12 protein-coding genes are annotated in these 14722 nt (G+C 61.9%); 10 read left to right on the top strand and 2 right to left on the bottom strand.

Features of this window, described 5'->3' with window-relative positions; translation table 11 throughout:
- Positions 1–28: 28 nt before the first annotated feature.
- Positions 29–976, bottom strand: a complete 948-nt coding sequence (locus K5Y35_RS23205; RefSeq protein ID WP_222833060.1) for a transporter — start codon at positions 974–976, stop codon at positions 29–31.
- Between the two features lie 211 nt (positions 977–1187).
- Between K5Y35_RS23205 and K5Y35_RS23200 the strand changes: the two genes are divergently transcribed.
- The 3 genes from K5Y35_RS23200 to K5Y35_RS23190 all read left to right on the top strand — a co-directional run bounded on the left by K5Y35_RS23200 (position 1188) and on the right by K5Y35_RS23190 (position 5072).
- The gene (locus K5Y35_RS23200; protein ID WP_222833059.1) at positions 1188–2285 is read left to right on the top strand and encodes an AraC family transcriptional regulator; all 1098 of its coding nucleotides are present in this window, start codon (positions 1188–1190) and stop codon (positions 2283–2285) included.
- Positions 2286–3190: 905 nt separating this feature from the next.
- Complete coding sequence (locus K5Y35_RS23195) at positions 3191–4078, top strand: Dyp-type peroxidase (RefSeq protein ID WP_222833058.1); 888 nt, start codon at positions 3191–3193, stop codon at positions 4076–4078.
- Between the two features lie 25 nt (positions 4079–4103).
- Positions 4104–5072 (top strand): Gfo/Idh/MocA family protein, encoded by a 969-nt coding sequence (locus tag K5Y35_RS23190; RefSeq protein WP_222833057.1) that lies wholly within the window; start codon positions 4104–4106, stop codon positions 5070–5072.
- Between the two features lie 123 nt (positions 5073–5195).
- Here K5Y35_RS23190 and K5Y35_RS23185 read toward each other — a convergent pair whose 3' ends face one another.
- Positions 5196–6854, bottom strand: coding sequence for a phosphoethanolamine transferase (locus tag K5Y35_RS23185; RefSeq protein ID WP_222833056.1), 1659 nt, complete (start codon positions 6852–6854; stop codon positions 5196–5198).
- Positions 6855–7100: 246 nt separating this feature from the next.
- On the opposite strand from K5Y35_RS23185, the gene lexA reads away from it, so the two are divergent.
- The 7 genes from lexA (at position 7101) to K5Y35_RS23150 (ending at position 14711) form a co-directional block, all read left to right on the top strand.
- Complete coding sequence (gene lexA / locus K5Y35_RS23180) at positions 7101–7718, top strand: transcriptional repressor LexA (protein WP_123468154.1); 618 nt, start codon at positions 7101–7103, stop codon at positions 7716–7718.
- Positions 7718–8335, top strand: a complete 618-nt coding sequence (imuA, locus tag K5Y35_RS23175) for a translesion DNA synthesis-associated protein ImuA (RefSeq protein ID WP_123468156.1) — start codon at positions 7718–7720, stop codon at positions 8333–8335. The genes lexA and imuA overlap by 1 nt, the downstream gene beginning before the upstream one ends.
- Before the next feature lie 7 nt (positions 8336–8342).
- Positions 8343–9758 carry a Y-family DNA polymerase gene (locus K5Y35_RS23170; RefSeq protein WP_222833055.1) on the top strand — a complete coding sequence of 472 codons (1416 nt, stop codon included), beginning with the start codon at positions 8343–8345 and terminating at the stop codon, positions 9756–9758.
- Positions 9734–12832: an error-prone DNA polymerase gene (locus tag K5Y35_RS23165; RefSeq protein WP_222833054.1), complete on the top strand. Its 3099-nt coding sequence runs from the start codon at positions 9734–9736 to the stop codon at positions 12830–12832. The genes K5Y35_RS23170 and K5Y35_RS23165 overlap by 25 nt, the downstream gene beginning before the upstream one ends.
- 139 nt (positions 12833–12971) lie before the next feature.
- Positions 12972–13658, top strand: coding sequence for a CsgG/HfaB family protein (locus tag K5Y35_RS23160; protein WP_177490383.1), 687 nt, complete (start codon positions 12972–12974; stop codon positions 13656–13658).
- 28 nt (positions 13659–13686) lie between these two features.
- On the top strand, positions 13687–14055 hold the full coding sequence (locus K5Y35_RS23155; RefSeq protein WP_123468164.1) for a DUF4810 domain-containing protein: 369 nt from the start codon (positions 13687–13689) through the stop codon (positions 14053–14055).
- Positions 14052–14711, top strand: coding sequence for a DUF799 domain-containing protein (locus K5Y35_RS23150; RefSeq protein WP_128613592.1), 660 nt, complete (start codon positions 14052–14054; stop codon positions 14709–14711). Before K5Y35_RS23155 ends, K5Y35_RS23150 begins: the two co-directional genes overlap by 4 nt.
- Positions 14712–14722: the final 11 nt, after the last annotated feature.

Below are 14722 nucleotides of genomic sequence, written 5' to 3'. Positions count from 1 at the left end.
TCGCTCCTACAAGGGGATACGGGGTGGATCAGAACGCGTAGGGGATGCTGACTTTTGCCCAGAGCATTTCCCCCTCCGGCCGGTTCTCCACATCAAATTCCTTGGCCCAGCGAATCTCCGCGCTGGCGTACTTGAGAAAGGTGAAGTGCAGCGCCGGGCCGATGGCGAACACTTTGCCACGTACGCCGTCATCCACGTCCTGTCCGGCAAACTGCACGGTGTGGCCGTACTGTTTGTCATCGGTGGTCTGCTTGAGGAAATAGCCGTTGACCCCGAGCATCAGGTCGTCGGTGATCTTGTAGCTGGCCGAATAGTCGAAGTGGAAGATCTGCCCGGACTTGTAGTCGGTGTCCTTGTTCTTCTCGTTGAAGCTGTAGGTGGTCTTCATCGAGATTTCGGTGTTGTCGGTCGGCAGCCAGGTGAACGAGAAGAGCGGCTTGTAGGTGGAGAAATTGTTGCTGGTATTGGCCAGTCGATCGACGCTGTATTCGCCGGTGGGTATGGTGACTTCCACGGCGGCGCCAAGGGTCAGGTTTTTGCCCATGTCCCACAGAATGATCGGCGCGAAGGTGGTATCGCCCATGCCTTCGCGGGTGTCGCTCAAACCGAACACCGCGACCTCTTGCTTCAGCCACGGCTGGGCGATGTAGCCGGCCAGGCGTCCGCCGAATATTCGTACCGGGCTCAGGTAGTCGAGGCGCGGAATCACCGCAGTGGATTCGATTTCAACCTTCGGCACCTTGCCGCCCAGCGAGCTGATGTTGAGCTTGGTCGATTTGTAATGGTTGTAGTAGAGGTTGAACGCGACCATGTTCTCAGGAAGGCTGTCGACCTCCAGCGGCAGCATGAAGAAACCGTCGGTGCCAGTGCCGATATTGTCGACCCCGGCTTCGGTGGCAAGGGCGGGCAACGTCAGGGTGCAACCCGCCATGAAAAAGGCGAGCGGCAAGCAGGAGGGTGCACGGTTCGGGCTCATAACTGTCCTCATTATTATTGTGATTGGGACCTGACACCGGTCGCACGGGGCGCCGGTACGTTAGAAATAAGCGTTTGGCGTACATTCGGGCAGGGTATTGGCGGACAACGAGGGGGGCATCTGCGGACAGTCCGTTGACCCTGTGCTAACTTCCTTCGACATGACCGGTTACAAAAATAACAATCAAGCGTGATCCGGAATGTCAGCCTCCATGAACGTAAAAGTCCAAGACCCGACCTTTGAACTGGCGTTGGTGTCGCCGTTTCTCCTGCAAACCCTCGCCGAGGTCGTGCACAACAAGGGCCTCGACCCGGAAAACCTGTGCCGTGGCCTGGGCTTGACGCTCGAGGATCTGCAGGATCCGGCGCAGCGGATTTCCTATCGCCAGGCCGTGGCGATGATTCAGCGCGGGCTCAAAGTGCTGCCCAATCAGGGCCTCGGTCTGTGGGTCGGCGCGCAGAATGTGCTGGGAACGCTGGGCTTGCTCGGGCATGTGCTGTCACTGTGCAAGACTTTGCGCGATGCCTTTGCGCTGGGCATTCGTCATCAGCACACCTCGGGCGGGATTGTGGTGTCCAGTGTCGATGTGGTCGGTGAGCAGGTGCATCTGGACGCCGAATGCCGCTTGCCATTCGCCGACGTGCAGGTGTTTGCAGTCGAAGAGTTTTTCGCCAGTTTGCTGGTGTATGGCCGCGCACTGGTGGGGGCTGAGTTCAAGGCGATTGCCGTGGAGTTCGTGCATGCCGCGCCGGATTACCTGAGCGAATACCATCGGTTGCTGGGGCCGCAGGTGCGCTTCGGCTGCCTGCACAACCGGATGCTGATCGACGCGCAATGGCTCGATGTGCACTTGCCCAATCATCACTCGCTGGCGTTGCGCCAGGCCGTCGCGTTGCTTGAACTGGAAGCGGCGCAGGTGCATCAGAAGCTGGATCTGATTCAGGCGGTGGAGCGGGCGATCGCCCGTGACTTGAGCCGTGGCAGTCACATTGAAAAGATTGCCGGTGATTTGAACATGAGCAGCCGTACCTTGCGCCGGCGTCTGACCGAGCATGCGTTGACCTTTGAAGCACTGCTGGAACAAGTGCGGCAGGCGCGGACCCTGAGCCTGCTGGCCAATCCGGACATGCCGATCGAACGAATCACCGAAGAAGTGGGCTATAGCGATGTGCGCAGTTTTCGCCGGGCGTTCAAGCGCTGGACTGGGATGAGCCCGAGCGCCTGGCGGCATGACGCAAACCCTCACCCCAGCCCTCTCCCAGAGGGAGAGGGGGCCGACCGAGGTGTTTTGCGTCATCCATCGACCTGAAAGATTGTGTCGATTATGGACTTGAGAGCGTGAGGGCCGATCGACGTCATCCATCGACCTGAAAGATTTTTGTCGATTAAGGATTCGGTACAGCACTTTCAAGTCGGCGTATCTCTACAGCATCCCCCATTCAATTCCCTCTCCCTCCGAGAGAGGGGGCTGATCGAGGTGTCTTGCGTCATGCATCGACCTGAAAGATTTTTGTCGATTATGGATTCGGTACAGCACTTTCAAGTCGGCGTATCTCCACAGCATCCCCCATTCAGTTCCCTCTCCCTCCGGGAGAGGGGGCTGATCGAGGTGTCTTGCGTCATGCATCGACCTGAAAGATTTTTGTCGATTATGGATTCGGTACAGCACTTTCAAGTCGACGTATCTCTACAGCATCCCCCATTCAGTTCCCTCTCCCAGAGGGAGAGCGGGCTGATCGAGGTGTCTTGCGTCATCCATCGACCTGAAAGATTTTTGTCGATTAAGGATTCGGTACAGCACTTTCAAGTCGGCGTATCTCTACAGCATCCCCCATTCAGTTCCCTCTCCCTCCGGGAGAGGGAGCTGATCGAGGTGTTTTGCGTCATCCATCGACCTGAAAGATTTTTGTCGATTAAGGATTCGGTACAGCACTTTCAAGTCGGCGTATCTCCACAGCATCCCCCATTCAGTTCCCTCTCCCTCCGGGAGAGGGGGCTGATCGAGGTGTTTTGCGTCATACATCGACCTGAAAGATTTTTGTCGATTATGGATTCGGTACAGTACTTTCAAGTCGGCGTATCTCTACAGCATCCCCCATTCAGTTCCCTCTCCCTCCGGGAGAGGGCTAGGGTGAGGGGCTTTTAGCGTTCTCCAAACCCACACAAAGCCTCCGGCTACAGGTAAACTTCCGCGCACTTTCCCAAGGAGTTCACATGAGTTACTACCAGCCGGGCATTCTCGCCACCCCAGTTCCGCCACAAGCACGTCATCTGTTTTTTGCCCTTGAATCGGTAGCAGCCCTGCCGCAGGCGATCGACAACCTGATGCATTTGGTGGACGGCAAGTCGGCGGTGGTCGGTTTCGGTGAATCCCTGGCCCAGGCCCTGAATGTGCAGATCGACGGCCTGCGCAGCTTCCCGGCCATGAGCGGCGTCGGCGTCGACAATCCGTCGACCCAGCACGCGCTGTGGGTCTGGCTGCACGGTGTCGACCGTGGCGAACTGCTCAACCGCAGCAATGCCCTCGAAGCCGCACTGGCCCCGGCCCTGCGCCTGGTCGAGAGGCAGGAAGCCTTCCGCCACAAGGACGGCCACGACCTGACCGGTTACGAAGATGGCACCGAAAACCCGCATGACGAAGCCGCCATCGCTGCCGCGTTGCTGGGCGAGGGCGCCGAAGGCCTGGTCGGCGGCAGCTTCGCCGCGATCCAGCAGTGGCAGCACGACCTCAAGGGTTTCCATCAGTTGTCCGCCGAAGACAAGGACAACATCATGGGCCGTCGCCTCAGCGACAACGAAGAGATCGACGACGCGCCGGTCTCCGCCCACGTCAAACGCACTGCGCAGGAAAGCTTTGCGCCGGAGGCGTTTATGGTGCGCCGTTCGATGCCGTGGATCGAAGGCGATCGCGCCGGGCTGATGTTCCTCGCGTTCGGTTTCTCGCTGGACGCTTTCGAAGCTCAACTGCGGCGCATGAGCGGGCTGGAAGACGGCATTACCGACGGTCTGTACCGCATCAGCCGGCCGATCACTGGCGGCTATTACTGGTGCCCACCGCTCAAGGACGGTCACCTCGATCTGCGCGCCTTGCGCATCGGCTAAGGTTTCAACCAAACGGAGTGGGGCGATGAACCAGGTGCGCTGGGGCATGATCGGCTGTGGCAGCGTTGCCGAGCGCAAGAGCGGGCCGGCCTTCTACAAGGCGCCCGGTTCGGCACTGGTGGCGGTGATGGGCCGACGCCTTGAGGCGGTGGCCGATTACGCCGCGCGTCATGCCATCGCCCGGGTCTACACCGACGTCGATGCGCTGATCAACGATCCCGAGGTGGACGCGGTGTACATCGCCACGCCTCCCGACAGCCACTACGCCTACAGCCTCAAAGTCGCCGCCGCCGGCAAGCATTGCTGCGTGGAAAAACCCATGGCGCTCAACGCCGCGCAAAGCCGCGAGATGCAGCAGGTCTTTGCCGATGCGGGGCGGCATCTGTTCGTGTCCTATTACCGCCGTTCGTTGCCGCGTTTCCAGCAGGTGCGGCAATGGCTGGAACAGGGGCGCATCGGCGAGGTGCGGCATTTGAGCTGGACGCTGACCAAGGCGCCGTCGCCGGCCGATCTGGACGGCCGCGCCAACTGGCGCACTGACCCGAGCGTGGCCGGTGGCGGTTACTTTGCCGACCTGGCCAGCCATGGTTTTGACCTGTTCCAGTACCTGCTCGGCGACATTGTCGAAGTCGCCGGTTTCACCGCACGACAGGCCGGTTTGTATCCCGCCGAAGATGCCGTCAGCGCCAGTTGGCGGTTCGCCTGCGGGGCACTCGGCATGGGCTGCTGGAGCTTTGTTGCGGATCGGCGCGAGGATCGGGTCGAGATCATCGGCAGTCAGGGACGGATCGCGTTTTCCGTGTTTGATGAGCATCCGGTGCAGCTGCAGGCCGATGAAACCATCAGTCTGGAAATCCCCCACCACGAACACATCCAGTGGCATCACGTGCTGGGGATGAATGCGCATATTCGCGGAGATTCGCCCCATCCGGCAGTCGCCGAACAAGCGCTCAAGACCGATTGGGTCATGGACCAGATCCTCAAACGCCAGTAGTACGCAATTCCCCTGTAGGAGTGAGCCTGCTCGCGATAGGGGAGTGTCAGACACCGGGTTCGTATCTGATATGCCGCTATCGCGAGCAGGCTCACTCTTACAAGGAGATTTGTGCTGTTCGGGTTACTGCGCAGCCGTCATCGCCGGCCTGCAGCCATGGAAAACATCCAGCCCTGGCTGATACAGCGAGGTCTTCACGTCAAACAACCCCAGCACCGAATGGAACAGGTTGTCATGGCTCAGATCCGCCTGCCCGGTCTTGCCTTGCAGGCAGCCGCGATCAATCCCTTCGCTGGCGAGCGTACCCTTGCCAAACCACATCACCATCGGCACATGGGTCTGCGCTTCGGGCGCCAGTGCATATGGCGCGGCGTGCAGGTACAGGCCGTTTTCACCCAGCGATTCACCGTGGTCGGAAACGTACAGCATCGAGGTCTCCAGCGTGTCCTGATTGCGCTTGAGCAACTCGATGACCTTGGCGAGGAAATGGTCGGTGTAGAGGATGGTGTTGTCGTACACGTTCACCAGTTCATCGCGGCTGCAACTGCCCAGCTGGTTGGTGTGGCAGATCGGTGTGAAGCGTTCCATTTCCTTCGGATAGCGCTCGTAGTACTCGGGGCCGTGGCTGCCGTCGGCATGCAGAACGATGATCGCGTGGCCCTTGAGGCTGTCGATGTAGCTTTGCAGATCCGCCAGCAGCGCTTCGTCGAGGCAATTATTGCCATCGCAGAACGGTCCCGGCTGATGCTTCGAAATATCGCGATGGGGGACGCGCAGGCAGGTGCCCTTGCAGTCGCTGTTGTTGTCCAGCCACAGCACCTGCACGCCGGCCCGCTGCAGGATATCGAGCAGGCCTTCGTAGGTTTTGCCTTTCTTGTCGCTGTACTCCTCACGGGGGAACTTCGAGAACATGCACGGCACCGACACTGCCGTCGAGGTGCCGCAGGAATGCACCTGGGTGAAGTTGAGGATGTCCAGTTTGCTCAGTTCGGGGTTGGTCTCACGCGCATAACCGTTGAGCGAGAAATGGTCGGCACGCGCCGTTTCCCCGACCACAAACACCATCAGTGATTTCTTCTCGCGGGCCGCAACCTTGGCGCTCATCACCGCGTCTTCGCCGATGGCCTGCACCACGAAGTGCTTTTTGATGCCCAGGCGTTGTTGGGTGTATTTGCTGATGGCGTAGATGTAGTTGGTCGGGTTGATGAAGTGGGTGAGCTTGTCTTCCTGGCGAAAGATCGGTGCGTAGGTCGAATAAAACGTGCCTACGGAAGCCGCGATCACCAGCACGCAGGCGATGATCACCAGCACCTTGTTGAGCAGGCCGCGAAAGAACGGCCGATAGCTCACCGGCCAGCGCCAGATCAGCACGGCCGGCAGCACGCCGAGCAACAGCACGTAAGTCAGCAGCTTGCCGTTGAACAGCGCGGTGGCTTCGTCGGGGTTGGTTTCGAACACGTTCTGGATCATCACCGTGTCGATGGTGATCCCGTATTCGTTCATGAAATACGCCGCACAGGCCGAGAGCAGGGCGACCACGGTCAGCGCCGGTTTCAGCGTCCAGCGAAACGACACCAGGGTCAGCAGCAGGGTGATGGCCGCCCACAAAAACAGCCCGAAGGAGGCGAAAAACGCCAGTTTGTGCGCGCCTTGCAGGGTAATCAACGTGCCCAGCGCCTTCCAGGTCGCCAGGTTATACAGCGCCACCAGCGCCAGGGCAAACAACAGCACCAGTCGGGTAGGAGTGATGGACGGTAAACGCAGTCCGTTGCCCAAAGCCATGTCAAACATTCCTCTGCAAAAAAGACCGCCACGCAATTGCGCGTGTAACTCTAGAAGAACATTAGTAAAAAAATTGTAAACATCCTGTAACAACTACCGAATGGGTTCACCCCAATCAAAGGCTGGGAGCAGGTTTTTTTCAGAAGGATTTGCTGGCCGGGCACTGGCGGGTTGCTCCCCACGACACACAGGAACTGCCGCAGGCCGACTGGCGGTGCTTGTCAGTAAAATCCTACAGGAGTACAAATGTACTCCATGAAGACACTGACGCCTCGCCGTACCGCCATCCTGACCTTTATCCGCGAACGCATCGCCGAACACGGTCAGTCCCCAAGCCTCGCTGAAATCAGCGAGGCTTTTGGTTTTGCCTCGCGCAGCGTGGCGCGCAAGCATGTGCTGGCGCTCACCGACGCCGGGTTTATCGAGGTCAATCCGCATCAGGCCCGGGGCATTCGCCTGCTCGGGCAACCGGCGCGCCCGGAACTGCTCGAGATTCCCGTGCTCGGCCGGGTCGCTGCCGGTGCGCCGATCGGTGCCGATGCCGAGGTCCACAGCCGTTTGCTGCTCGACCCGGCGCTGTTCTCCCGCACTCCCGACTACATGCTGCGGGTGCAGGGCGACTCGATGATCGAGGACGGCATCCTCGATGGTGATCTGGTTGGCGTGCGGCGCAATCCCGAGGCGCTCAACGGCCAGATTGTGGTGGCGCGGCTCGACGGTGAAGTCACGATCAAACGCTTCGAACGGGTCGGCGCGGTGGTGCGGTTGCTGCCGCGCAACCCGGCGTATCAGCCGATTGTCGTGCGCGACGATCAGGACCTGGCCATCGAAGGGGTGTTCTGCGGTCTGGTGAGGCAAGGCTGATGGGCGCCGTCGTTGCGCTGGATACGCTGTTCAATGGCGGCCAGGTCTGGAAGGGCCGGCCTGCGCCCCCGGCTGCCAGCCCGCAACCCACCGGGCATGCCGCGCTGGACGCGGCCTTGCCCAGTGGCGGCTGGCCGGAAGCGGCGCTGAGCGAAATCCTCCTGGCCGGCCCGGGGGTTGGCGAGTTGCAACTGGTCTGGCCAACACTGGCGCGGCTTTCGGCGGCGGGCGAGCGCATCGTGCTGGTGGCACCACCGTTCGTGCCGTACCCGCAGGCGTGGGAAAGCGCGGGGGTGGATCTGCGCCAGTTGTCGGTGATCCAGGCCAGCGAGCGCGATGCCTTGTGGGCGGCGGAACAATGCCTGCGTTCAGGCAGTTGCGGCGCGGTGCTATGCTGGCCGCACAAGGCCGATGACCGCGCATTGCGGCGTTTGCAGGTGGCGGCGGAAACCGGCCAGACCCTGGCCTTTGCCTGGCGCCCGTTGAGCGAAGCGGTCAACCCGTCGCCGGCGGCGTTGCGCATTGCCATCGACGCCAGACCGGCCCAGTTGCGCGTGCTCAAATGCCGCGGCGGGCTGGCGCGTTCGGCGCCGATTGCCTTTGCCGTGGGGCATTGAGGTCGCCATGCGCTGGGTCTGTATTCTGTTTCCGCAATTGGCCCTCGATGCGGTGCTGCGTCAGCGTCCCGAGCCCGATGAACCGTTGGTGTTGCTCAGCGGCCCGGCCCAGCGCCGGGTGCTGCAGGCGGTCAATCCGGCGGCACGTAAACTCGGTTTGCGTCCCGGCCAGTCGATGACCGCCGCCCAAGCCCTGAGCAAGGGTTTTGCCTCGGCGGATTACGATGTCGCCGAGGTCGAGCACTGGCAGCAGTTTCTTGCCGCGTGGGCCTACCGCTTCAGCGCGCAGGTCAGCGTGCATTACCCGCGCACGGTGGTGTTCGAGATCGAATCGAGCCTGGGCTTGTTTGGCACCTGGACGCAATTCGAGGCGCGGCTGCGCAAGGAACTGAGCGACCTGGGTTTTCGCCACCGCATCGTGGCCGCGCCCAACCCGGTGGCGGCGCGGGTGCTGGCCAATGCCTACGACGGTTTGGTGGTGCCGGACGGCGAGGCCTTGCAGCATCACCTCGGCCAGTTACCCATTGACCGCGTGGGCCTGGAGCCGGGCGTGGCCACGGCGTTGTCGCGCATGGGCTTGCGCACGCTCAGTCAGGTGCAGAGCCTGCCACGTCAGGCCCTGGCCCGGCGCTTCGAAGCGTCGATGCTCAAACACCTCGACACCCTGTTCGGCGCGCGTCCGCTGGCGCTGGCGTTCTACCTGCCGCCGGATCGTTTCGATGTGCGCATCGAGCTGAATTTCGACGTGCAGTCCCATCAGGCCCTGCTGTTCCCGTTGCGTCGTCTGACTGGCGACCTCTCGGCGTTCCTCTGCGGACGTGACAGCGGCGTGCAGCGCTTCGACCTGCACCTGGAACACGCCGGGCTGCCGGACACCGTGATCAAGGTCGGTCTGCTCAGTGCCGAGCGCGATCCGGCGATGCTCTTCGAGCTGGCCCGAGGCCGGCTGGAACACGTGCAGGTCGAGGCGCCGGTACGCGGTTTCCGCTTGCGCGCCGAGGATCTGCCGAGTTTCGTGCCGCAGTTTCAGGAGCTGTTCGACGATCGCCCGCAGCAGACCTTGCCCTGGGAGCAATTGCGCGAACGCCTGCGCGCACGGCTGGGCGATGACGCGGTGCAGGGGCTGCGCTTTCAGGCCGATCACCGGCCCGAATGTGCCTGGCAGAATGCTGTCGACAAACAACGTTGCACCGGCTTGCCGAAGGTTCATCGTCCGGGCTGGTTGCTCGGCGAGCCGCAAAGCGTGCCCGAAGGTTCGGCGCGGATTCTCATGGGGCCGGAGCGCATCGAATCCGGCTGGTGGGACGGCGACGACGTGCGCCGCGATTACTACTTGATCCAGAACCGCGCCGGTCAGCAGGGCTGGGCCTACCGGGCGGTAGGTGAGGGCGGCCCGTTGTGGCTGCAGGGCTGGTTTGCATGAGCCACGGCTATGCCGAGTTGCACTGCCTGTCGAACTTCAGTTTCCAACGCGGTGCCTCCAGTGCGCTTGAGCTGTTTCAGCGGGCAAAAAAACACGGTTATCAGGCGCTGGCGATCACCGACGAGTGCACCCTGGCCGGGATCGTCCGCGCCTGGCAGGCAGCGAAGTCGGTCGAACTGCCGCTGATCATCGGCAGCGAAATCCGCATCGACAACGGCCCGAAACTGGTGCTGCTGGTGGAGAACCTTGCGGGTTATCAGGCCCTGTGCGGCTTGATCACCCAGGCGCGGCGGCGTACGCAGAAGGGCCAGTACCAGGTGCTGCGCGAGGATTTCAGCGAGCCGTTGCCGGGGTTGCTCACGGTGTGGGTGCCGGACACCGTGGATGACCTGGACGAGGGGCGCTGGTTGAAACAGACCTTTGGCGAGCGTCTGTTTCTGGCGGTGCAGTTGCATCGCGGGCAGGACGACCCGCGTCGGCTGGCGGCACTGCTGAGTCTGGCCGATCAACTGCAGATTGCCGCCGTGGCCAGCGGCGACGTGCACATGCACGCCCGTGGCCGGCGGGCCTTGCAGGACACCATGACCGCGATTCGCCATCACGTCCCCGTGGCCGAGGCCGGGTTGCGCCTGCATCCCAACGGCGAGCGCCATCTGCGCAGCCTCGATGTGCTGCGTGAGCTGTATCCGCAGGCATTGCTGGACGCCTCAGTGCAACTGGCCCGGCGCTGCACGTTCGATCTGGGCGAATTGCGCTATCAGTACCCGAAAGAGCTGGTGCCGGAGGGGCACAGCGCCAGTTCCTGGCTTCGGCAACTGACCGAAGAAGGCATCGCCTGGCGCTGGCCGCAAGGGCCGCAAGCCAAAGTGCTGAAGCAGATCAATGACGAGCTGAAACTGATCGCCGAACTCGGCTACGAAAGCTACTTCCTCACCGTGCACGACGTGGTGCGTTTCGCCCGCAAGCAAAAGATCCTCTGTCAGGGCCGGGGTTCGGCAGCCAACTCGGCGGTGTGTTTTGCCTTGGGCATCACCGAAATCGACCCGGACCGCACCACGCTGCTGTTCGAACGCTTCATGTCGAAGGAGCGCAACGAGCCGCCGGACATCGACGTCGATTTCGAGCACGAGCGCCGTGAAGAAGTGCTGCAATACGTGTTCCGTCGGTATGGCCGCCGTCGTGCGGCGTTGACGGCGGTGGTCAGTACCTATCACGCGGCGGGAGCGGTGCGCGATGTGGCCAAGGCCCTCGGCCTGCCGCCGGATCAGATCAACGCGCTGGCCGATTGCTGCGGTCACTGGAGCGATGAAACGCCGCCAGTGGCGCGTTTGCTCGAAGGTGGCTTTGATCCGGACAGCCCGGTGCTGCGTCGGGTGCTGAGCCTGACCGGGCAACTGATCGGCTTCCCCCGGCACCTGTCGCAGCACCCCGGCGGCTTCGTGATTTCCGAGCAGCCGCTGGACACGCTGGTGCCGGTGGAGAATGCGGCAATGGCCGAGCGCACAATCATTCAGTGGGACAAGGACGACCTCGATGCCGTCGGGTTGCTCAAGGTCGATATCCTCGCCCTTGGCATGCTCAGTGCGATCCGTCGCTGTTTCGACCTGCTGCGTCGTCATCGCCACCTGGACCTGAGCCTGGCGACGATCCCGGCCGAAGACAAACCGACTTACGACATGATCAGCCGTGCCGACACCATCGGCGTGTTCCAGATCGAGTCCCGGGCGCAGATGTCGATGCTGCCGCGGCTGAAACCGGCCAGGTTCTACGATCTGGTGATCGAGGTGGCGATCGTCCGTCCGGGACCGATTCAGGGTGGGATGGTCCATCCCTACCTGCGTCGGCGGAACAAGGAAGAAGCGGAAACCTATCCATCACCGGAGCTCAAAGTGGTGCTGGAGCGCACCCTCGGCGTGCCACTGTTTCAGGAACAGGTCATGCAGATCGCCATCGTGGCCGCCGATTACAGCCCCGGCGAGGCCGACCAGTTGCGCCGCTCGATGGCAGCGTGGAAACGCCACGGCGGACTGGAACCGCACAAGGAACGTCTCGCCGCCGGCATGCAGAAAAACGGTTACACGCCGGAATTCGCCGCGCAGATTTTCGAGCAGATCAAGGGTTTTGGCAGCTACGGCTTTCCCGAATCCCACGCCGCCAGTTTCGCCCTGCTGACCTACGCCAGTTGCTGGCTCAAGTGCCATGAACCGGCGGCGTTCGCCTGTGCCCTGATCAACAGTTGGCCGATGGGTTTCTATAGCCCGGACCAGATCCTTCAGGATGCGCGTCGCCATCAGTTGCAGATCCGCCCGGTGGACGTGCGCGCCAGTGACTGGGATTGCAGCCTGGAATCGACCACGGCAGCCCAGCCGGCGATCCGCATGGGCCTGCGCATGATCAAGGGCTTTCGCGAGGACGATGCCCGACGCATCGAGGTGGCGCGCACGCGCGGGGCGTTTGCCGATGTCGCCGACCTGGGCGAGCGTGCCGCGCTCGACAGCCGGGCGCAGGCGTTGCTGGCCGATGCCGGGGCATTGCGCGGATTGGCGGGGCATCGTCATCGCGCCCGCTGGGAAGTGGCCGGAGTGCAGAAACAGCTCGGCTTGTTTGCCGGTTTGCCCAGTCAGGAGGAGTCCGATGTGGTGTTGCCCAAGCCGAGTGTGGGCGAGGACCTTCATGCCGATTACGCCACGGTCGGCACCACGTTGGGCCCGCATCCACTGGCGCTGTTACGTGGCGAACTCAAGGCCCGGCGTTGCCGCAGTTCACGGGAGTTGCTGGACATCGAGCATGGTCGCCCGGTCAGCGTTGCGGGCCTGGTCACCGGTCGTCAACGACCGGGTACCGCCAGCGGCGTGACCTTCGTCACCCTGGAAGACGAGTTCGGCAACGTCAACGTGGTGGTCTGGCGCGACCTCGCCGAGCGCCAGCGCCAGGTGCTGGTGGGCTCGCAATTGCTCAGGGTCGATGGCCGCTGGGAGCGCGAAGGCGAAGTGCGCCACCTGATCGCCGGCCGCCTGAGCGACCTCAGCCCGCTGCTCAACGGCATCCGCGTGCAGAGCCGCGATTTCCACTGATCCCGGGTGGCCAATTCATTGGCGTCAAAAAAACCTGTCTTCAATGATGGCACTTTGTCATAATGCCGCCCCTTTTCCGCTGCCCAGCGCGTTGCCGTGCCGGGACACACCGTTTTTCAAGAAGGAATACTCAGTGAGAATGATCTCCCGGATGTTGGTCTCAGGCGTTGCGATTGCCGTGCTGGGCACCCTGGCCGGCACCCTTGCCGGTTGTGCTACCGAAAGCTCCCGTGCACTGCCGGTGGCCAAGGTCGAAAGCGCCACTCAGGTCTGGACCGGCGTTCGTGTACCGATGGCCGTGGGCAAGTTCGACAACCGCTCGAGCTACATGCGCGGCATCTTCTCCGATGGCGTCGACCGTCTCGGCGGCCAGGCCAAGACCATCCTGATCACGCACTTGCAGCAGACCAACCGCTTCAGCGTGCTGGATCGCGACAACATGGGCGAGATCCAGCAGGAAGCGGCGATCAAGGGCCAGGCCCAGCGTCTGAAGGGGGCCGATTACGTGGTCACCGGTGATGTCACCGAGTTCGGTCGTAAAGAGACGGGCGATCACCAGTTGTTCGGCATTCTCGGCCGTGGCAAGACCCAGGTCGCTTACGCCAAGGTCAACCTGAACATCGTCAACATCAGCACCTCCGAAGTGGTGTATTCGACTCAGGGCGCCGGCGAATACGCCTTGTCCAACCGTGAAATCATCGGTTTCGGCGGCACTGCTGCGTACGACTCCACCCTCAACGGCAAAGTCCTTGATCTGGCCATGCGCGAGGCGATCAATCGTCTGGTCGATGGCATGAACGCTGGTGCCTGGAAACCGGCCAACTGATCGAAACCCATTGCAAGGAGCATCAACAATGAATGTTTTTCTGTCTCGGCCGCGTCTGGTCCTGACGCTGGCCGCCAGCGCCTTGCTGGCCGGTTGCAGCAGTCCGCAAACCCTGTACCAGTGGGAAGGCTACCAGCCGCAGGTTTACGAATACTTCAAAAGCGAAACACCAAAAGAAGCGCAGGCCGAAGCGCTGGAAGCCGATCTGCAAAAGATCCGCGCCAGTGGCAAAGCCGTACCGCCGGGTTACCACGCGCATCTGGGCCTGTTGTACCTGAGCATGGGCAAGGACGATCAGATGGTGCAGCAGTTGCGCACCGAGAAAGCCTTGTTCCCGGAGTCGGGCACCTACATGGATTTTCTGCTTAAAAACGCCAAGACCGGAGACGCCCAATGATCAAACGTGCTCTGAAGCTGCTGGCCGCCGGCCTGGCCCTGACCGTACTCGGTGGCTGTGTCGCGCCGAAAACCGTCGACTATTCGGCGTACAAACAGGCACGTCCCAAGACCATTCTGGTGCTGCCGCCGCTGAACACCTCGCCCGACGTGAAAGCGTCGTACAGCCTGTTGTCGCAAGTGACGTTTCCGCTGGCCGAGGCCGGTTACTACGTGCTGCCGATCGCGCTGGTGGACGAAACCTTCCGCCAGAACGGCCTGACCACGCCGGATGATATCCATCAGGCACCGCCGAACAAGCTGAAGGAAATCTTCGGTGCGGACGCGGCGCTGTACATCAACGTGACCGAATACGGCACACGTTACCGGGTGATCAGCAGTGAAACCGCCGTGACCGCGACGGCGAAACTGGTCGACCTGAAGTCCGGTACCACGCTGTGGACCGGCACGGCCCGGGCGTCGAGTGAAGAGGGTAACAACGGCAACGCCGGTGGTTTGATCGGCATGCTGATCACGGCCGCAGTGAAGCAGGTTATCAACAGCTCCACCGATGCCGGTTACCCGATTGCCGGTGTGGCGAGTAATCGTCTGTTGTCGGCCGGCCACCCGGCAGGTCTGCTGTATGGGCCGCGTTCGCCGAAGTACGGCACTGACTGACCACCTGAAAC

It is taken from the genome of Pseudomonas sp. SC3(2021) (assembly GCF_019856535.1).
In the GTDB taxonomy this organism is placed as follows: domain Bacteria; phylum Pseudomonadota; class Gammaproteobacteria; order Pseudomonadales; family Pseudomonadaceae; genus Aquipseudomonas; species Aquipseudomonas monsensis.
This window is presented reverse-complemented; position numbering and strand designations above follow the sequence as displayed.